A 20,195-nucleotide genomic window follows, 5' to 3' on the forward strand; every position below is an offset into this window, starting at 1 on the left:
TTATTCCTCCTCAATTCGTTGTATGACTTGTAATGCGAGATGCTTCCCATTCAGACCAGGTCGCGCTTTGAACATTTTCCGATCATCGACATATAACTCAACCGCGTCGGATGTACGTGTCTTCAGGGACAGGCAGTCGCCTACCTCGAGGTGTAACAATTCTCCAAACGACAGTTCTGTTTGGCCGAGCACTGCTTTCAAATCGACGATGGACCCCATCAACTGGTTTTGCATCTGTTCAGACGCTTTGTTGCCAACTGATTTCTGTTTTTCTTGTTGCATCCAAAAATGACTCGACAGTTTTGGGATGATGGGTTCAAGGGTCACGAATGGTAAACATACATTAAGCGTCCCGCTGACCTCTCCGACCGTCACGTAAATCGACACGAGGATGACCGTTTCGTTCGGTGAGACGAGTTGAAGAAATTGTGGATTGATTTCTAAGTCATCATATTCTGCTTCTACCTCTGTGATGGATTCCCACGCATCACCGTATTGAACGAAAGCCCGCTTAAATAATTGTGTTAAAATCTTTGTTTCGATTTCAGTCAGGTTTTCAATCTTATTCATCCCCTCACCCGGTCCGCCTAACAGACGATCAAGCATTGCGTAAGCGATCGTCGGATTGACTTCGAAGATGACTTTTCCATCGAGAGGGTGCAAATTTACTAAATTAATCAGTGTCATGTTTGGAATGGAATGAATGAATTCGTCGTATGGTAACTGCTCGACCGTATTGACCGTAAACTGGACATACGTTCGAAGTTGGGCTGAAAAATGTGTCGTCAGCACGCGTGCGAATTGCTCATGGATACGAGTCAAATTGCGCATTTGATCTTTTGAGAAGCGAAGCGCCCGTTTGAAATCATAGACTTTGACACGGCGTTCTTCTTCTTGACTTCGGATTTCCTCGACTTCCATATCTCCGCTCGAAATGGCTGATAGCAAGGCGTCAATTTCGTGTTGTGATAATACTTCGCTCATGCTGCCACCTCACTGGATGATTTTTTTCGTCGTATAGACGCGTTGAACATCGCCCTCTTGAAGAAGTTTCTTGAATTGACCACGTAATTTTTCTTCAAGCTTTGCCATGTCTTGTTTTGAATCTAAATCCTGTTTTTTCATCGATGCTAAATCACCCAGAATGATGTTGTTGATTTGGAACTTCCGCAGTTCAAGCTCTTCTTTCGTCGCCACATCGTCCGTGACAATCGTGAACTGAACGTTTAGAAACCGCTCATCGGCGATGTTCGTCGTCAAGTCATCCGTTTGAAAACTCCGTTCTTCGAGTTCAGCACCAGTCGGTTGTTCGACCTTCGCCTCTGTCTCATCCCCTGCTAACAGATATTTCGACAACATATATCCTGCACCAATCATCATCAGGGCTACGATGACCATAATCAATGGAATTTTTAACTTACTCTTCTTCTTTTCTTCTGCCATCTTCGAGCCTCCTAATGCTGTTCAAGCCCGCTAAACCGATTTGTTGGTAAAAATCGATTGTTGCCGCTTTTACCTCTTCCAATGATTCTTTGACGATGTAGGTTTGTCCTCCAACAAGTTGAATTGTCGTGTCCGGTGTCGCACGAACCGATTCAATTAAAATCGCATTCAGCACGAGTGACGCTTCACGCAACGTCGTCAAAGTAATCATCGTTTCAGGTTAACAAGTTCTTCTAAAATTTGGTCGGACGTCGTAATGATTCGTGTATTCGCCTGGAACCCACGTTGCGCAATAATCATTTCCGTGAATTCTTCCGACAAATCAACGTTCGACATCTCGAGCGTACCGGATGTCAATTGTCCGAGTCCGTTCGTACTTGGTGTCCCCGTTGCAGCGACTCCTGAGTTTTGCGAAGCAGAAAATAAGTTAACACCGGATTTTTCAAGACCACCGGGGTTCGCGAAGTTCGCCATCGAGACATATCCGACACGTTGTAAGCCGCCTGTCGCATCGACGAATGTGACTAATCCATCTTTCCCGATTGCCAAGTTTTGGGCACCGGTCGGGATTTGGAGTTTCATGTAGCCATTGTTCACTTTATTTGTGATTTGACCAGTCGCTGGATTGTATGTGTTTGCTGGCAAGTTTGCCTGATCTGCAGGTGGTTGTCCCGGGTTTGCTGGTGGTGGATCTGAGAGACCAATCAAATAGTTCCCGTCCCCGGTAACGATATTTCCTTGTAGGTCCGTATAGAAGTTCCCTGAACGTGAGTAACGAACGCCGTCCGCCGTTAAGACTTGATAAAACCCTTCACCCGAAATCCCGACGTCGAGTGTCCGTCCTGTATTTTGAAGCGCGCCCTGGTTATAGACATTATCGACCGTCGACATCGACGCCCCGAGTCCGACTTGTTTCGGGTTTGTTCCCCCGACGCCGCCGCCTGCTCCTGAAGCTGAACCGACCGATTGGTTAACAAGGTCTTTAAACGTAACCCGACCTTTTTTGTACCCGAACGTATTGACGTTTGCGATGTTATTCCCGACGACGTCAAGCTTTGTCTGGAAGTTCTTTAACCCACTGATTCCTGAATACATTGAACGTAACATTATTTTTCCTCCTTTGTTTTAATTTCCGTTAACTCGTAGACGCTAATGCTTTTTCCGTTCGAGAGTTCTGCGATGACGTCGACTCCGTCCCGTTTAACACTTATGACATTTGCTGATTCTTTGACAGTCGTTGTCGTCTCTGCACCTGAGGGATCACTGACCGTTGCGTCTGCTTCATAACTGACCGCTTTGCCAATCAGGTTGCTGTACGTCAACAACGAATTCGCATGTTGATTCAAAAGCATCGTGTCGATTCCCTTGCCAATCGTTTGCATTTGTTCAAGTGAAGAAAATTGGGCCATCTGAGAGATGAATTCTTTATCTTCCATCGGTGCCGTTGGATCTTGGTTCGACAACTGGGCAATCAAAATTTTCATGAACATATCTTTATCCATCGAATTGTTCGGGACAGCTGTCGATTTGTCCGGCAGTTGGTACGGTGACGTTGCTTTAATTGAATCCGTCATCTTCTTCCTCCTCTAGTTCTTCCTCTTGTGAAGTCGGTTGATCCTCGTGAGGTGTCTGTTGCCGTTCCTGTGAGGTTCCACCAGAGTCAAATTCTTTCACACTTGAAGCGAGCATCCCCGTCTCGATTTTAAGGAGTGGGGCTTGATGCTGGAGTGAACTTTGAAGCTTGCCTAGTTGCTGGTCCATCAGTTGTTTCGCCTGTTCCGTCCCGGCAAACAATTTAACCGTCAAGACGCCTTCTTTTCGGTCGAGTTGAACGACGACTTCACCGAGTTGTTCCGGATAGAGTCGAATCGACATCCGTGTCGAACCGTCTGCCCCTTTGAGGAATGGGGCTTGTTTCAAAGCGGCTTCAATCCGTTGTGCTAATTGCTCATCAATGGTACTTCCTTGAAGAAGTGCCGGGCGAACGTTGAGCACTTGATTATTTTTAAATAATTGAAGTGAAGGAATCGGTAGTGGTTGTGCTTTGCCTTCCGGATCCGCAACGGCTTTTGCCGGTTCATTACCGAGTGATTTGCTGTCAATGAATCCCTTCAGATTAAAGTTCGTTTGTGGTGCAGCTCCTTGTTGTGTCCGTCCCGACGATTCATGAAGAGCCAAACTATTTTTTACGTTAGCTAAAGCACCGGTGTTCGAATTCGTTACATCACCCGGCGTTAACGGTAAGTTTTCCTTACTCAACGCAACAGTCGTCGTTTTTAAGTCACTTTTCGTAGCGACGACCGCACCTTGTTTGACTTGCGAAACATTTTGAGGGACTAAAATCGATGCCATGACCGTGGTAACAGCTTGTTCGACACCCGTCGGAAGTTGGTGCATCAGTTCAACCGCTTCCTCAGCTTGTCCGCTATGGATTGCTTTGACGAGTTGAATGAGTTGCATCGCTATTTTCGGATCTTGTTTCAGTTCTTCTAACTGTGGCGCTTCAAGTAAATCGAGTGCTTGATCCGGTTGTGTTGCTAACAGCTTGACTAACACGTCTCCGTCCTCCAAAGACCCACCTTCAGCATCTGTTTCAATCGGATTTTCAAGCGGCATCATCGGTTGTCCTGTCGTTGTCAGATATTGTAACAAAGAAGCAAAATTTCCGAATCCATTTGCAGTTGCTGGAGCTTTACCCCCTGCTTTTGACACGCCCTGTGCCACTTGACTATTTTGAAGATCGATTCCATTCATGTCGCTGTTTTCACCTCTATTCTGTCGCTAACAACTGTGTCAACGCAGCGGCTTTTTTAGCATCCATCTTGGCGATGATGGCCGCTTGTTGCCCGGCATCGATTTTTTGAATGATTGGCGCGACTTCCGTCGGGCTGAGTTCATTCAAAATCAATGCTGCTTCTTTTGGTGACATTTCTGCATAGACATCCGTCACCGTTGCTTGTTTCGTTTTCTTGTTTTCACCTTGCGTCGTATCTTCCTCAGGTACTTGTTTCAATTGATCACGCTCTGCTATCAAACGGGTAATTTCTTGTTCCTTGACCTTGAGCGTATTCGTTTGTTCGGATGCTTGATTGCGTAACTTTTTAATTTCTTGATTGGCAATTTTTAATCGGTTTTCTAAATCTGCCGTACCACTCACCGGCGCCGTCGTTTTTGCCGTTTCTTCCGTCGAAAACGGGACTGAAAAAATCGGTCTTCCGTTTGCATAATTTAAGACGAGATACGCAGTACCTAAGATTAAGATTAAGGGGATGATCAACAATGGTAAGATCCATTGTTTTGATGATTTTGAATTACTTATGATGTCCGCCCTCTTCCAAACTGTAACAGTGCCAGTTCATCCAATTGATTTTGTTCGACTAACGCATTCACTTGCCGTTCTGCTTCTAATTGGTTCACTTGTAAACGTGAGAATTTCTTTTCTTCAATCATCGCTTCTTTTAGTTCGACTTGAGCACGCTCGTACTGATTTTTAGCTTGGGTCACGTACAGTTGTTGTCGTTCGATTTGCTGTTTGACGACATCCCGTGCCCGTTCGCGGTATTGAGAGGCGAGTAGCTCAACCGTCCCGGTTTCGTTTTGCGCTTTTAAAAAAGTTTCGTAGCGGACGAGCAGGTGATACAATTTCTCGACTTCCACTTCATACCGTTTCTTTTTTTCAGCCGTTTGTTTCGACACACGATCCTTTTCTGCCTCGGCTAAAGGGATGATGCGGTCATAGATTGTTTTCATACCTTTTCCTCCTTAGCGAATCGTTGTGATTAAACGCGCTTTTCCGTCTTCAAAGTGACTAGCCTCTTCGACGCGCTGTTTGAGAAAACCAATCAATTCCGGATATTTTTCGACGGCACGATCGATTTCGGGATTCGTACCACTTTTATACGCGCCAATGTTGATCAAATCTTCGGCATCAAGATATGTTGATAGCAACTGTCGAAAGACGATGGCGCTATCTTTATGTTCCGTCGATGTGATTTGATTCATGACCCGACTGATGGAACGTAAGACATGAATCGCCGGATACTGTCCCTTGTTCGCTAAACTACGGTCAAGTACAAAGTGACCGTCAAGAATGCCTCGGACCGCATCTGCAATCGGTTCATTCATATCATCCCCATCGACGAGCACGGTATAAAACGCCGTGATGGAACCTGCTGTTGTTTTTCCGCTTCGTTCAAGTAACTGAGGGAGCAAAGCGAATACACTTGGTGTGTATCCTTTTGACGCTGGTGGTTCTCCCGTTGCCAGACCAATCTCACGTTGCGCCATGGCAAACCGGGTGACGGAGTCCATCATCAAGACGACATTCTTTCCTTGATCCCGAAAGTATTCTGCGATTGCAGTTGCGGTATAGGCTCCTTTTAACCGGACGAGCGGTGGCTGATCACTCGTCGCGACGACGATGATCGAGCGTTTCATACCTTCTTCACCTAACTCCGCCTCGATGAATTCCTTGACTTCCCGACCACGCTCTCCGATTAATGCGATGACGTTGATGTCTGCCGTCGATCGTTTAGCAATCATGCCGAGCAAGGTCGATTTTCCGACTCCTGATCCGGCAAACAAACCAACCCGTTGTCCTTGACCGACCGTAAGTAGACCATCAATCGCCCGGATTCCTGTTGATAACACGTCACTAATGCGAGGTCGTTCGAGCGGACTCGGTGGTTTGCGCACGATTGAAGTCGTCCGTAAATGCGCGAGAGACTCTCCATCAAGTGCCCGCCCTAAACCGTCGAGCACTTTTCCAATCAGTTCCTCTCCAACCGGAACATGCAGTGGTTTGCCCGTCGCGATGACGATTGAACCGGGTGCGATGGCTGTTGTCTCACCATATGGCATCAATAAGACATGCCCTTCTCGAAACCCGACGACTTCCGCTTCGATTTCTTGTCCGCGGTGCAGTTGAATTAAACACCGTTCTCCGATTGCGACAGCTGTCGGTCCTCTCGATTCAATCATCAAGCCGATGACTTGGACGACTTTCCCGGAATGTTGGATTAAGTCTTCTGTCCGGATGTCTCGAATGGCAGCTTGTAACTGTTTGATGTTATACATCCTGCAGCACCTCGGTCACATGTTTCAGTAAGGCATCATAACTTGACTTAAGACCACCCGTGATGGCACCGTTTTCTGAATCGATTCGGAAATCACGTGGTGCGAGTGCCGGATCAATCCGTAAGCTGATTGTCGCTGCTCCGCCAAGAATCGTATGCAGGCGCTCATCCAGTAAAATGACCCGTTCAAAATCTTGTGCCGAAGTATAGACGATGATTTTTTGACGGTCGCGGAACTGAATAATCAGTTGATGGATCGTTTGGTAAAGTGCCTCTTCATCCGTATCATGTAGCTTTTCTAAAAAGTGATGTGTCAGTTGAAGTGATAACGCACACAATTCATCTTCCATCGCCATCAAACGCTCTTGCTGCATCTGTTCGAGACGTTCAGCAAATTGATTGATCGTTTCAAGTTGCTGCTGATACTGGGCCAACCCGTCTTGCTGCCCGCGTTCGAGTCCTTCACGATACCCTTGCTCTTTTGCTTCCCGTAATGTACGTTCGCGCTCCTGCTCGAAAGCAAGTCGTCGTTCTTCCTCTTGTTGACGCATCCGTTGAACTTGACGTTCGAGTTCCTGTTGACCATTCGCCATCAATTCCTCATAGGTCATACTCGGTTCGGCTTCATGCTCCATCGTGCGCTCTTCTTGGTGAAAGATTGTTTGTTGATCTCGCTCGATGACGATTTGTCGTTTGATGACGTTAGACAACGATATCATCTCCTCCACCACGTGCTACAACGATTTCACCCATATCTTCGAGGCGACGAATGATGCCGACGATCCGGCTTTGCGCTTCTTCGACATCCCGCAGTCTGACTGGTCCCATGAATTCCATATCTTCCTTGAACGACTCGACCATTCGTTGAGACATGTTGCGGTAAACCATTTCTTTGACATCGTCCGATGATACTTTCAGTGACAGTAATAAGTCTTCGTTCGAAACTTCGCGAATGATCCGTTGAATCGCACGTGCATCGAGTGTGACGATATCCTCGAAAACGAACATCCGCTTTTTGATTTCTTCCGCAAGTTCCGGATCTTGAATTTCCAGCGTATCAAGAATCGTCCGTTCTGTCGTACGGTCAACGCCATTTAAGACTTGAACGACTGCCTCGATTCCACCCGACTGCGCATAATCCTGCATGCCGGCTTGTGATAAGTTACGTTCCAAAATCTGTTCGACTTCACTGATGATTTCCGGGTTCATCCGGTCCATCGTCGCAATCCGTCGCGCGACGTCCGACTGAGCTTCAGCCGGAAGTTCGGAAAGGATTTGGCCAGACTTTCCAGGATCAAGATGCGCTAGAACAAGCGCAATCGTCTGTGGGTGTTCGTTTTGAATGAAGTTCAACAGTTGCTTCGGATCTGCTTTACGCGCGAACTCGAACGGTCTGACTTGCAGCGTCGAGGTCAAGCGGTGAATCAACTCCATCGCTTTCTCTTCGCCGAGTGCTTTTTCGAGAACATTCTTCGCAAAGCCGATTCCGCCTTGTGTGATGTAGCTTTGTGCGGTCGCTAATTCATGGAATTCTTCTAGAACTTCCTGTTTTTCTTCAGGATCGATCCGTTTCATGCTCGAAATCTGTAAAGTCAGCCATTCCATCTCTTCTTCAGATAGATGTTTGTAAACATTCGCTGCCACTTCAGGGCCAAGCGAAATCATCAAAATCGCCGCTTTTTCCCGACTGTTCATTTCTAGTTTTTTCATCTCATCAATCCTCCGCTAACCATGTGCGTAATAACTTCGCAAATTCATCTGGATTTGAGGATGCAAGTTTTTCAAGTTGTTTTCGCTTGACTGCCCCGTCGCTCGTATCTTCGGTCGATATTTCTGGAATCTCTGTTTCAATCGGTGTCCATTCTTCCAGTTCTTCGATTTCATTTGCTTTACGTCGACGCATCATCATGACGATTACGCCGATGACAATCAATGCTGCCGCTCCTAGTGCGAACCAGACCCACATCGGTGTGACGGAAGTCGTCGCCGTTTGTGTCGGTGTTTTCGCGAATGGCCGTGACATGACGACAACTTTGTTCGCCAGTTGCGCATCCGTCAACGTTGTTTTAGCATCCGTTTTCGTGATTGATGTCCGGATAATTGAATAGAGCATCGTTTGAAGATCGGTTTGAAGCTGCGGATCGATTTGTGCTTGACCTTTTGGCGGTTCAACGATGACTTGAATGCCTAAGTCACGAATTTCATATGGTGCACCTGTAATCTGCTTCGTGATCCGGTTCACTTCATAATTGATGATGTCGTGTGTTTTATCACTCGTATCACCTGTCGTACCTGTTCCGGCAGGGAAATTGATGGTTTCATTTTCACCTGTCCCGGCAGTTCCTTCATTCGCTGCACCCGTATACGCTTCAGCCACTTTCTCTGCTGATGTCACGATGCCTTCGATTTTATCTGGGTCGACTGGTTCGACTAATTTTTGTTCTTCTTGACGTTGCGTTACATCAACATCTGCTGTGACGGATACGAGTGCTTTTTGCGGTCCGAGGACGACTGACAACATTTGTTGGATTTGTTTACGTAAATCATTTTCAGTCGTTTTCTTCAACTGCATCGGATCAGCTCCACCAGCCGTTTGCGTTCCTTGACCCGGCTCATAGTACGTAAAGTACTGATCCATGATCGTAATGTTTTCTTCTTTTAAATTAGGAATACTTTTTGCGATTAAATGGTAAAGTCCTTGGACGGTCTGTTGATTCAAGTCACTTCCAGCACTTGACGTCAACACAACCGAGACAGTCGAAGTTTCTTCTGCATCCGATAAAAAAACATTTTTTTCAGGTAAGGTGATCATCACCTTCGCAGCATCGATTCCATTGACTTGTGTAATTAAATTTTCAAGTTCTGTCTGCATCGTATCCCGCTCTAAGATGTTCATTTCTTTATCTGTTGTTCCAAATCCGGCATTTTCACTAAAGAAGGAATAATCGATTTGACCGGATTTCGGGATGCCTGCAGTCGCTAATTCGACTTTCAAGTTTTCCGCGTTTGCTTCCGGGACAAGAATCGTGACCCCGTCCGCCCCGCTTACGACTTCCGATTTCACACCATCTTCATTTAATTTTTCCGTTACTTGACCTGCTTCTTGTGGAGATAATTTTGAATATAATGGCGTCATCGTCGGTTTACTTAACCAAATGATTGCGACAATCAAAGCTGCTAAAACAATGAGTATAATTCCAATCACCGTCGCTTTTTTTGCTAGCGACCATTCATTCCATGTTGTGCTGACTGCGCTAAAGCGCGCTTTTAACCGTTCGTTCATCAAACATCTCCCACGCTTTCCTTAACAGTCACAGTTGCATACGCATCATTTCTTGGTATGCCTCAATCCCTTTGTTTCGGACTTCGATGGCGAGTTGCATAGAAAGCGATGCTTCTTCTGTTTTAATCATGATGTTATGTAAGTCCGTCGTCTTCCCTGTTGCAAGGTCTACTCGTGCCTGTGACGACGCTTGTTGCGTTTCATTCAGGCCGTTGATAGCTTGGCTCAGGATATCGCTGAAGTCGCCTGGTGACGCCTTAGCGATTGATTGTGACGGGAGTACCATTTGTTGCATTCCTTGAATGGATTGAATGGCCATGATCTCATCTCCTTATTATTTACCGATTTCCATTGCCTTGACGAGCATTGCCTTCGTTGCGTTGAGCGCCGTGACGTTCGCTTCATAAGAACGGGTCGCCCCCATCATGTCGACCATTTCCTTCAGTAAGTCAACATTCGGCATTTTGACGTATCCTAATTCGTCTGCGTCTGGATGATTCGGATTATATTCTAATTTAAACGACTCTTTGTCTTTTCTAATTTCGCTGACCGTTACACCATTTCCTGTTTCTTTTAAGACCGCCAGCTTTCGTGCATACGGTTGCCATTCACCATTTACGAGTTCTCCCCGTGTCGTCTGGGCATTAGCGATATTCGCTGAAACCGTATCCAACCGAAGACGCTGTGCCGTTAATCCTGTTGCCGAGGTATGAAATCCTGAAAACATCGTCATCGGTTATCTCCCTCCCCGGATTACGGATTGAATACCGGAAAATTTACGGTTTAATTGTTCGACTAACGCTTCATATTCAATTTGGTTGCGCGATAATTCAGACATCTCAAGATCGATATCGACCCCATTTCCGTCATTACGCATCGTCCCAGTTTGTTCGACGATACTTCCTCCTGTATCAATCGTTGTGTGGCGTTTCAAGCTCATCTTCATCTCTGAATTTAAAACATCTCCGAACACAAGCCGTTTGGCCTTATAACCAGGTGTATCGACGTTCGCGATATTCGTTGAAATTACTTTTTGAGCGGCAACCGTCCGATTGACCGCTTGTGTCATGAGTGAATAATCTGAACCAAGCCAATTCATCTCTCAACCTCCAAGTCGTTTATATCATCATTATTTCTTTTCTTTGACATCATTAGTAATACTTCTGAAATAATTGAAACAAATAGGTCAATGTTTGAAAAGAAGTTTTTTGAAAAATAGGGGAATGAGATGTTAAATTTCTGTTTTTTATTACCTTTTCTTATAAAAATGATAAATAATACCTATACAAGAAAAAAAGACCTAGTGATTTACTAGGTCTTTTTTTCTTGTATACAATTTTTAATTAATTTGATTTGATTCGTTCTAATTCATAAAGGAAATTATCATTTAAAATCTTGATATATGTCCCCTTCATTCCAAGCGAACGTGATTCAATGACCCCAGCACTCTCGAGCTTCCGTAACGCATTGACGATGACAGAACGTGTGATTCCGACGCGGTCCGCGATTTTCGAAGCGACAAGTAATCCTTCGTTACCATCGAGTTCTTCAAAAATGTGTTCGATTGCTTCGAGTTCTGAATAAGATAACGAATTGATCGCCATTTGGACAACAGCCTTCTTACGCGCCTTATCTTCTGCTTCATGTGCTTTTTCACGAAGAATTTCCATGCCGACGACCGTTGCCCCATATTCTGCGAGGACGAGATCTTCTTCATCAAAGTCATCAACCATCCGTCCGAGGACGAGTGTCCCTAACCGTTCACCACCACCGATGATTGGCACGATCGTTGTTTTTGACGTTTCGAACGTGTCACGGTTATCAATCGGGAATGCTGTATGTTCACTATCGATTGTAATATTTGCTGTCGTTTCCGTGACATTAAACAAACGTTTCGTATAATCTTCCGGGAATTGACGTTCTTCAAGGAATCCACGAATCCGCGCATTCTCAATTTGTTGCTTAATGGCAATACCGAGTAATTTCCCACGACGGCTGACGATGAATGTATTCGACTCCATGACTTCACTTAACCGCTCTGCCATAACCTTAAAGTCTACATGTGTGCTTGCTTCCTGTTGTAACATCGTATTTAGCTTACGTGTTTTTGCCAATAAATTCATGATTTTCTTCCTCCACTTATAAGATGAACTGACTTAAGTCACGATCATCCGCTACTTTTCCGACTCGGTCCATGACATATTGTGGTGTGATGGTAACATCTGACTCCGGCATATCTGCCGCTTCAAATGATAGTTCCTCCAACACCCGTTCCATGATGGTATATAGTCGTCGTGCTCCGATATTATCTGTTTCATCATTCACTTGTGCAGCAATCCGGGCGATTTGACGAATCGCGTCTTCCGTAAAGGTGACATGGACCTGCTCTGCGCCAAGCAATGCTTTATATTGTTTGAGTAACGCTTGATTCGGTTCTGTCAAAATTTTGACGAAATCCTCTTCTGTCAAACTGTCGAGTTCGACACGAATCGGGAACCGCCCTTGTAATTCCGGGATTAAATCAGATGGCTTTGCCATATGGAACGCACCAGCTGCGATAAATAACATATGGTCCGTCTTGACAGGACCATACTTCGTGACGACCGTCGACCCTTCAACGATCGGTAAGATATCACGCTGGACACCTTCACGCGATACACCGGCACTATCTTGACCTTTTGTGGCGATTTTATCAATCTCATCAACAAAAATGATACCCATCTGTTCAGCGCGCCGGACGGCCTCGTCATGGACTTCATTTAAATCGAGTAACCGTTCCGCTTCTTCTGCTGTCAAGATTGGTCGTGCTTCCTTCACGGTCAACTGTCTTTTCTTCGTTTTCTTCGGCATGACTTGGCCCAGCATATCTTGTAAGTTTGCTAAACCTTCCATCCCTTGTTGTCCCGAAAATAAATCCATTTGACGTTCTTCGACATCCACTTCAATCATGCGGTCTTCTAGTTGACCACTAAACAGCTGTTGACGAATGACAGAACGGTCTGCCGTTTCATTCGCTGTCTCTTGTTCAGGCGGTTTTTGGTTTCCACCAAACAGCATTTCGAACGGATTACTTCCTCCACCGAGGCCTGATGATGCTTTTTTCCCGACTAACGCATCAACGATTCGCTCATTCGCGACCGCTTCCGCCCGGTCCTTTAAGGCTTCTTTTTTCTCATCTTTGACGAGACGAAGCGAGGCTTCAACTAAATCCCGTACCATCGATTCGACGTCACGTCCGACATATCCGACTTCCGTGAATTTAGTCGCTTCGATCTTAACGAACGGTGCGCGTACGAGTTTCGCTAATCGTCTTGCGATTTCAGTCTTCCCGACACCGGTCGGTCCAATCATCAAGATGTTTTTCGGAGTGACCTCGTCCCGTAACACCGGGTCAAGTAATTGCCGTCGATACCGATTCCGGAGTGCGATTGCAACAGCACGTTTGGCATCGGCTTGTCCGACGACATGCTCATCTAATTTGGCTACGATTTGTTTCGGTGTCAATTCATGCATCTGCACTTCCTCCAATCGTCTCTAAGATAATTTGATCATTCGTGAACACACACAGTTCGCCTGCTGTCTCAAGGGCAGCGCGTGCGATTTCTTCAGCTGACATCTGTCCGGCATGACGCGCTAACGCCCGACCTGCTGCAAGCGCGTAGTTCCCGCCTGAACCGATGGCGAGAATTCCGTCATCCGGCTCAATCACTTCACCATTTCCGGAAACAAGCAGGAGATGTGTTCCGTCCATGACGAGGAGTAACGCTTCGAGCTGACGTAACATTTTGTCGCCACGCCATTCTTTTGCTAGCTCGACTGCAGCACGTTGTAGATTCCCGTTGTACATTTCAAGTTTTGCTTCAAATTTCTCAAAGAGTGTAAAGGCATCCGCTACGCTTCCCGCGAACCCGGCAATGACTTTTCCGCCATACAGGCGGCGTACTTTTTTCGCACTTTTCTTCATGATGACTTGGTTTCCGAATGTCACCTGACCATCTCCGCTCATCGCGGATTGACCGTTATGTTGAATCGCAAAAATCGTCGTTGCATGAAACATTCTGTTTCCTCCTTTAAGCACGCGGATGCGCTTGCTGGTAGACATGGCGCAGCCGCTCCGTCGTCACATGTGTATATTGCCCTGTCGTCGATAAAGAGGCATGACCTAATAGCTCCTGGACCGCACGAAGGTCTGCCCCTCTCTCAAGCAAGTCGGTCGCAAAACTATGCCGGAGTGCGTGGGGGGTTACATGCTTTGATAGCAGATGATCCCCTTTTTTTAGAATCTTACGGATCCCATCCGTCGTCAGCCGACGGCCCGATTTCGAGACGAACACAGCTTGTTCTTGATCATCCTTTGCTCGTCGTTCTCGCAAGTAGACTTGTAAAGCCTGTCTCGCAAACGAACCGATTGGGGTAATCCGTTCTTTTCGACCTTTCCCGTATACATGGACGTACTCGACATCCTGATCCAGATCTTGAAGATTCAGTCCCGCTAGCTCACTGACACGCATCCCGGTCGCATAGAGCAATTCAATCATTGCGACATTTCGATTTCCAAGTATGTCTTCTGTTCGGAAGGCTTCTAAAAAACGCTCATACTCAGACGGCACTAAAAAAGTCGGTAATGTCTGAGCACGTTTCGGTGTTTTCAATCCCTCAAAAGGATTGACTGCATCCGTATCTCGGGTCAAGAAACGCCCGAACTGCTTCAAGCAAGATACTTTCTGCGCAATCGTCGACCGTGAAGCTTGTTGATCATAGAGTGCATACAAATAACGCCGTGCAGTTGCCAATTCAATCGATCGGAGTTGATGATCGAGGCAAAAAGCGGCGTATTGTCGAAGGGTTTGGTCATAAGAGCGACCCGTATTCGGAGATAGTTGACGTTCGATATGCACGTACCGCAAAAAGTCTTTCCGCAGTCGTTCAAACTCTTTGTCTAATCCCATTCTCGAGCCTCCTCTTGACCATTTGTACTCGAATCGACCTTAGCATAGCACACACTAAGTAGTCTGACAATAGACCAAAAATCGAAAAAATGACAAAGTTATCACGCTTTTATGAAAAATTAAGAAATGGGGTGAAAGTCCGCTGTTTCTGCGGCTTCCCCCCCACCTTTCTTATAGCTCAGTAAAGTCCTTGATCGCATCTAATGCTCGCTCAGCAAGGAGCGCATACTTTTCAGTCTTTTTCATTCGGACAGGATGACCGACGAGTCCTGGAACAAGTCCAAAGTTCGCGTTCATCGGTTGGAAGTTCTTTCCTTCCGTCGTCGTGATGTAGTGCGCCATCGCCCCCATCATCGTCTCTTTCGGGAAAGCGATCGGCTCTGCTTCATTCACTAACCGTGCCGCGTTGATTCCTGCCGTTAAACCGGATGCTGCTGACTCGACATATCCTTCGACCCCTGTCATTTGACCGGCAAAGAATAAATCATGTCTTGTCCGTGTTTGATACGTCGCTTGTAATAAGTTCGGTGAATTGACGAACGTATTCCGGTGCATGACACCATATCGGACAATCTCCGCGTTTTCAAGACCCGGAATCAAACGGATGATGCGCTTTTGTTCGCCCCACTTCAAGTGCGTTTGGAAACCGACGAGGTTGAAGAGTGTCCCTGCTGAGTTATCTTGGCGCAATTGGACGACTGCATACGGACGTTCGCCTGTTTTCGGATCTTCGAGTCCGACTGGTTTCATTGGGCCGAACAATAATGTTTTGGGTCCACGTGATGCTAGCACTTCAAACGGCATACACCCTTCGAAGTAGATTTCTTTTTCGAACTCTTTTAACGGAACGACTTCCGCTCGAATCAGCTCATCATGGAAATGCGTGAACTCCTCTTTTGTCATCGGACAGTTCAAGTAAGCTGCTTCGCCTTTATCGTAACGTGATTTCAGGTAGACTTTCTCACGGTCAATCGTATCACCATCGAGAATCGGTGCTGCCGCATCGAAGAAGTACAAATAATCTTCTCCCGTGAACTGCTTAAGTGACTCCGATAAGGCAGCACTTGTCAGCGGACCCGTTGCAACGATTGTCGGACCATCCGGAATCGCTTCGAGTTCTTCGTGATGAACCGTGATGTTCGGGTGATTCTTCAGAGTCTCTGTCACATATCCTGCAAAGTCATGCCGATCGACAGCGAGCGCGCCCCCTGCAGGGACACTCGCTAAATCGGCAGCCTTCAAGATCAGTGAATCAAGCTGTCGCATTTCTTCTTTTAATACACCGACTGCATTCGTCAATTGATTCGCACGGAGCGAGTTCGAACAGACGAGTTCTGCAAATTGATCGGTATGGTGAGCAGGTGTCTGCTTCACTGGTCGCATTTCATATAAATCTACTTGGACGCCACGCTTCGCAAGTTGCCATGCTGCTTCAGAACCTGCGAGCCCGGCACCAATTACCGTTACTCGTTTCAACGGTCATTCCTCCTCTTGCTCCTGATCGATGCGCGTTTCATGATGTCCACACGATGTACATTCAACCTTCACACCGTTCTTGATTTTCTTTTGTACCATCATACTGCTACAGACGGGACACGGCTCTTCGACCGGCTTATCCCATGAGACGAATTCGCACTCCGGATAATTCGAACATCCGTAGAATAACCGTCCTTTTTTACTGCGGCGTTCGACGATATCCCCTGTACCACATGTCGGACACTTGACACCAATCTCGACTTGGATTGGTTTTGTGTTTCGGCATTCCGGGAAATTCGAACATGCCATGAACTTGCCGTACCGGCCCATCTTGATGACCATCGCATGACCGCAGACTTCACAATCTTCTCCTGCTGGTTCATCTTTGATTTCAATTTTCTCGATTTCTGCCTCTGCCCGCGTCAAACGTTTTGCGAATGATTTATAGATCGGATCAACAACTTCCGTCCACTGCATGTCACCCTTCTCAATGGCATCGAGTAAAGCTTCCATGTCCGCTGTGAACTGAACGGTAATGAACTCTTGGAAATAATCACTAATCATGTCGATGACGAGCTCTCCGAGTTCCGTCGGTAAGAATTTCTTTTCTTCAAGCGTCACGTACCCTCGTTTTTGAATCGTATCGAGTGTCGGTGCGTACGTCGAAGGGCGACCGATTCCCAGTTCTTCCATCGCTCGCACTAATCGTGCCTCTGTATAACGTGGCGGTGGTTGTGTAAAGTGTTGTTTCGGATCAATCGATTCCTGTTGCAAGACTTCGCCGTCTTCAAGTGGTGGCAAGAGTCCTTCTTTGACATCAGTCACCGCTTCATCATCTGTGTCCTCGATATAGACCTTCATGAATCCTGGGAATTTGACGGTCGAACCGTTCGCCCGGAACATGACATCGTTCGAGTTAAGATCAACTTTGACCGTATCCAGAATCGCCGGTGCCATTTGACTTGCGACAAATCGTTCCCAAATAAGTTTATAGAGTCGGAACTGATCCCGTGATAAATACGATTTGACAAGTTGCGGATCACGCATCGTCGAAGTCGGGCGGACCGCTTCGTGAGCATCCTGTGAATTCGCTGCTTTTTTCTCTTTTCGTTTTTCAACAGCAATGTATTCTTTCCCGTACGCGTTTTCGATGAAGCCGTGCGCTTCGAGATTCGCTGTTTCAGAAGTCCGTGTCGAGTCGGTACGCATATACGTGATCAAACCGACCGTTCCTTCTTTTCCTAACTCGATTCCCTCATACAGTTGCTGGGCAATCATCATCGTTTTCTTCGCCCGGAAGTTCAACTTACGGGCTGCTTCTTGTTGAAGCGAACTTGTCGTAAACGGTAACGCCGGGTTACGTTTACGCTCTTTTTTCGTTACGGAGTCGACTGTGAAGGATTCAGAGAGTTTTGCCAAAATTTCGTTGACCTCTTCTTCCGAATGCAGTTCACGTTTTTTACCGTCGACACCATAAAAGTTTGCTTCAAGTTTTTCGCCGTTCGCATCAAGCTCCAGTTTAATCGTCCAGTACTCCTCTGGTAAAAAGGCATTGATTTCTTGTTCCCGGTCGATGATCATCTTCACGGCAACGGATTGAACACGTCCCGCTGATAATCCTTTTTTGATTTTTTTCCAAAGTAACGGACTCATGCTGTACCCAACAAGACGGTCCAAAATACGCCGCGCTTGTTGCGCGTCGACAAGATCATAGTTGATCTTGCGGGGTTTCTTGAACGAGTCTTTGATGGCGTCTTTTGTGATTTCATTGAAGACGACCCGACACTCTGTCGATTCATCGACACCGAGGGCTTTCGCTAAATGCCAAGCGATCGCTTCCCCTTCACGGTCGGGGTCGGCCGCGAGATAGATTTTTTGTGCTTTTTTAGCAGCCGTTTTCAATTCTTTCAAGACCGGACCTTTACCACGAATCGTAATATATTTTGGTTGATAGTCATGTTCGACGTCGACACCCATCTGGCTTTTTGGCAAGTCGATGACATGCCCCATCGATGCTTTCACGGTATAGTTCGAACCGAGATAACGTTTGATGGTTTTTGCCTTTGCAGGTGACTCGACGATTACTAAATATTTTGCCATTGCAATCGCTCCCTATTAGAGGCGTACTCGTATTTTAATCTCACTTATCATAGTAGTCTCGATTCCCATTTGTCAACGTTCATCAAGATACTTTTTGAAACTTCTTCTGGATTTAAGAGCGGAATCGCCCCTTCTGCGATCAATTGATTTGTTCCCTGAAACATTTTTTCTGTCGGACAACCCGGCAGACAATAGACATCTTTTCCTTGGTCAAGGGCATGTCCTGCTGTATTCATCGTCCCACTTTTTAACGCTGCTTCGACGATGACGAGAGCAGAAGATAATCCAGCGATGATTCGATTACGTTCTAGGAATTGATATTTTTGAACTGGCGTGTGCGGGGGGTATTCAGAAAGGAGGAGTCCCGTTTGTGTGATTCGTTCGAAGAGGGCATGATGTTGTTTCGGATATAACAGGTCGAGACCCGTCGCCATGACGGCAATCGTCGGTTGATTGTACTTGATCGATAAGCGATGAACGAGTGAATCGATCCCATACGCTCCGCCTGAGACGGTAACGAAGGGTGATTCAAAGAATGGACGTAAAAATGACAAACGTTCTTTGTGGGACGGTGACGGGGTCCGACTCCCGATCATACTAATCAGTGGGCGCTGTAAGAGTGACGGATCACCTGCATAATACAGACCATATATCGGTCGCGGGATCTGGAGTAACTGTTGTGGAAATTCGGGATCAGATGGGACAAGTAACTGGGACGGGAGTTGATCGAGGTAAAGGGCTTTTTTGTACCGTTTTTTATTTTCAGCATCTGTCGGAAGATCATCGACGGATAAAATTCCATATTGTTCAACTAAGGCAACGATTGGATAAGGCACACGACAAGCAGCAAATCGAACATACCATTCTCGCTCCATCACATACACTCCTTTTATATAGAAGAAAGCCGTCCTGAATCTTCAGGACAGCTCTCGACATTTTTATTTGACCGTTGAACCTGTCAAACATTCTTCATAGATTCCAGCATCTTTAATGACACGAATTAACGTTTCACCGATGACCGCTGGAGATTCTGCGACTTCGATTCCATTTGCACGAAGTGTCTTGATTTTTTCCGATGCCGTACCTTTACCACCTGAAATAATGGCACCCGCATGACCCATACGTTTGCCTTCAGGAGCAGTTTGTCCACCGATGAATCCGATGACCGGCTTCGTCATGTTGGCTTTGACCCACTCAGCCGCTTCTTCTTCTGCTGTTCCACCGATTTCACCAAGCATGATGACCGCTTTTGTTTCCGGATCTTCATTAAACGCTTTGAGCGTGTCGATGAAGTCCGTTCCATTGACCGGGTCGCCACCGATTCCGACAGCCGTCGATTGACCGATTCCAGCCGTCGTCAATTGGTGAACCGCTTCATACGTCAACGTCCCAGAACGTGAGACGATCCCGACATGACCTGGTGTGTGGATGTAACCAGGCATGATTCCGAGTTTCGCGACGCCTGGTGTGATGACACCTGGACAGTTCGGACCAATCAAACGGACTGGTTTTCCGTCAAGATAACGTTTTACTTTTACCATATCAAGGACTGGAATCCCCTCTGTGATACAGATGATTAACGCGATATTCGCATCAGCTGCTTCCATGATCGCATCAGCTGCAAATGCTGGTGGTACATAGATGATCGATGCATTTGCACCTGTTTTGTCGACTGCTTGTGCAACCGTATCAAATACAGGAACGCCACCAAGTACTTCTGTTCCGCCCTTACCTGGAGTGACACCACCGACGAGGTTCGTTCCGTAATCAATCATTTGCTCCCCGTGGAACATCCCTTGATTACCTGTAATTCCTTGAATGATCACTTTTGTTGATTCATTTACCCAAATACTCATCCTTAGCTCCCCC

General features: G+C 46.4%; 23 protein-coding genes. All 23 read right to left on the bottom strand.

The features are described 5' to 3' along the window. The 23 genes from fliM to sucD all read right to left on the bottom strand — a co-directional run bounded on the left by fliM (nt 1) and on the right by sucD (nt 20,182). Nucleotides 1-984, bottom strand: a complete 984-nt coding sequence (gene fliM, locus KNQ04_RS08835) for a flagellar motor switch protein FliM (protein WP_214849641.1) — start codon at nt 982-984, stop codon at nt 1-3. Nucleotides 985-993: 9 nt separating this feature from the next. After that, the gene (locus tag KNQ04_RS08840) at nt 994-1,443 is read right to left on the bottom strand and encodes a flagellar basal body-associated FliL family protein (RefSeq protein ID WP_214849643.1); all 450 of its coding nucleotides are present in this window, start codon (nt 1,441-1,443) and stop codon (nt 994-996) included. Beyond that, entirely contained in the window at nt 1,418-1,654 is a 237-nt protein-coding gene (locus tag KNQ04_RS08845; RefSeq protein ID WP_214849646.1) for a flagellar FlbD family protein, read from the bottom strand. The genes KNQ04_RS08840 and KNQ04_RS08845 overlap by 26 nt, the downstream gene beginning before the upstream one ends. After that, nucleotides 1,651-2,550, bottom strand: a complete 900-nt coding sequence (gene flgG / locus KNQ04_RS08850) for a flagellar basal body rod protein FlgG (protein WP_214849649.1) — start codon at nt 2,548-2,550, stop codon at nt 1,651-1,653. The genes KNQ04_RS08845 and flgG overlap by 4 nt, the downstream gene beginning before the upstream one ends. Then, complete coding sequence (locus tag KNQ04_RS08855) at nt 2,550-3,017, bottom strand: flagellar hook capping FlgD N-terminal domain-containing protein (protein ID WP_214849652.1); 468 nt, start codon at nt 3,015-3,017, stop codon at nt 2,550-2,552. The genes flgG and KNQ04_RS08855 overlap by 1 nt, the downstream gene beginning before the upstream one ends. Beyond that, on the bottom strand, nt 3,001-4,197 hold the full coding sequence (locus KNQ04_RS08860; RefSeq protein WP_214849654.1) for a flagellar hook-length control protein FliK: 1,197 nt from the start codon (nt 4,195-4,197) through the stop codon (nt 3,001-3,003). Before KNQ04_RS08860 ends, KNQ04_RS08855 begins: the two co-directional genes overlap by 17 nt. A 16-nt stretch (nt 4,198-4,213) precedes the next feature. Beyond that, on the bottom strand, nt 4,214-4,723 hold the full coding sequence (locus KNQ04_RS08865) for a MotE family protein (RefSeq protein WP_251136960.1): 510 nt from the start codon (nt 4,721-4,723) through the stop codon (nt 4,214-4,216). A 35-nt stretch (nt 4,724-4,758) separates the two neighbouring features. Then, nucleotides 4,759-5,193, bottom strand: coding sequence for a flagellar export protein FliJ (locus tag KNQ04_RS08870; protein ID WP_214849656.1), 435 nt, complete (start codon nt 5,191-5,193; stop codon nt 4,759-4,761). Between the two features lie 12 nt (nt 5,194-5,205). Beyond that, entirely contained in the window at nt 5,206-6,519 is a 1,314-nt protein-coding gene (gene fliI / locus KNQ04_RS08875) for a flagellar protein export ATPase FliI (protein ID WP_214849658.1), read from the bottom strand. Next, entirely contained in the window at nt 6,512-7,237 is a 726-nt protein-coding gene (locus KNQ04_RS08880) for a FliH/SctL family protein (RefSeq protein WP_214849660.1), read from the bottom strand. Before KNQ04_RS08880 ends, fliI begins: the two co-directional genes overlap by 8 nt. After that, nucleotides 7,221-8,228 (bottom strand): flagellar motor switch protein FliG, encoded by a 1,008-nt coding sequence (fliG, locus tag KNQ04_RS08885; protein WP_214849663.1) that lies wholly within the window; start codon nt 8,226-8,228, stop codon nt 7,221-7,223. Before fliG ends, KNQ04_RS08880 begins: the two co-directional genes overlap by 17 nt. Before the next feature lie 4 nt (nt 8,229-8,232). Further along, nucleotides 8,233-9,801: a flagellar basal-body MS-ring/collar protein FliF gene (gene fliF / locus KNQ04_RS08890; RefSeq protein ID WP_214849665.1), complete on the bottom strand. Its 1,569-nt coding sequence runs from the start codon at nt 9,799-9,801 to the stop codon at nt 8,233-8,235. 28 nt (nt 9,802-9,829) lie between these two features. Continuing rightward, nucleotides 9,830-10,120 carry a flagellar hook-basal body complex protein FliE gene (fliE, locus tag KNQ04_RS08895; RefSeq protein ID WP_214849668.1) on the bottom strand — a complete coding sequence of 97 codons (291 nt, stop codon included), beginning with the start codon at nt 10,118-10,120 and terminating at the stop codon, nt 9,830-9,832. Between the two features lie 15 nt (nt 10,121-10,135). Then, nucleotides 10,136-10,534, bottom strand: coding sequence for a flagellar basal body rod protein FlgC (gene flgC / locus KNQ04_RS08900; RefSeq protein WP_214849669.1), 399 nt, complete (start codon nt 10,532-10,534; stop codon nt 10,136-10,138). Between the two features lie 3 nt (nt 10,535-10,537). Further along, the gene (gene flgB / locus KNQ04_RS08905) at nt 10,538-10,900 is read right to left on the bottom strand and encodes a flagellar basal body rod protein FlgB (RefSeq protein WP_214849672.1); all 363 of its coding nucleotides are present in this window, start codon (nt 10,898-10,900) and stop codon (nt 10,538-10,540) included. A 244-nt stretch (nt 10,901-11,144) separates the two neighbouring features. Next, complete coding sequence (gene codY, locus KNQ04_RS08910; protein ID WP_214849675.1) at nt 11,145-11,924, bottom strand: GTP-sensing pleiotropic transcriptional regulator CodY; 780 nt, start codon at nt 11,922-11,924, stop codon at nt 11,145-11,147. Nucleotides 11,925-11,940: 16 nt separating this feature from the next. After that, nucleotides 11,941-13,314 carry an ATP-dependent protease ATPase subunit HslU gene (gene hslU / locus KNQ04_RS08915; RefSeq protein ID WP_214849677.1) on the bottom strand — a complete coding sequence of 458 codons (1,374 nt, stop codon included), beginning with the start codon at nt 13,312-13,314 and terminating at the stop codon, nt 11,941-11,943. Beyond that, complete coding sequence (gene hslV, locus KNQ04_RS08920) at nt 13,307-13,858, bottom strand: ATP-dependent protease subunit HslV (RefSeq protein WP_214849680.1); 552 nt, start codon at nt 13,856-13,858, stop codon at nt 13,307-13,309. The genes hslU and hslV overlap by 8 nt, the downstream gene beginning before the upstream one ends. A 13-nt stretch (nt 13,859-13,871) precedes the next feature. After that, nucleotides 13,872-14,750, bottom strand: a complete 879-nt coding sequence (locus KNQ04_RS08925) for a tyrosine-type recombinase/integrase (protein ID WP_214849683.1) — start codon at nt 14,748-14,750, stop codon at nt 13,872-13,874. Nucleotides 14,751-14,921: 171 nt separating this feature from the next. Further along, nucleotides 14,922-16,226: an FADH(2)-oxidizing methylenetetrahydrofolate--tRNA-(uracil(54)-C(5))-methyltransferase TrmFO gene (gene trmFO, locus KNQ04_RS08930; protein WP_214849691.1), complete on the bottom strand. Its 1,305-nt coding sequence runs from the start codon at nt 16,224-16,226 to the stop codon at nt 14,922-14,924. Nucleotides 16,227-16,229: 3 nt separating this feature from the next. Next, entirely contained in the window at nt 16,230-18,326 is a 2,097-nt protein-coding gene (gene topA, locus KNQ04_RS08935) for a type I DNA topoisomerase (protein WP_214849694.1), read from the bottom strand. A gap of 47 nt (nt 18,327-18,373) precedes the next feature. Continuing rightward, the gene (gene dprA, locus KNQ04_RS08940) at nt 18,374-19,201 is read right to left on the bottom strand and encodes a DNA-processing protein DprA (RefSeq protein WP_214849717.1); all 828 of its coding nucleotides are present in this window, start codon (nt 19,199-19,201) and stop codon (nt 18,374-18,376) included. A gap of 63 nt (nt 19,202-19,264) precedes the next feature. Beyond that, nucleotides 19,265-20,182 (bottom strand): succinate--CoA ligase subunit alpha, encoded by a 918-nt coding sequence (gene sucD, locus KNQ04_RS08945; protein ID WP_214849720.1) that lies wholly within the window; start codon nt 20,180-20,182, stop codon nt 19,265-19,267. Nucleotides 20,183-20,195: the final 13 nt, after the last annotated feature.

Source organism: Exiguobacterium sp. s193, from assembly GCF_018618755.1.
Taxonomy (GTDB): Bacteria; Bacillota; Bacilli; order Exiguobacteriales; family Exiguobacteriaceae; genus Exiguobacterium_A.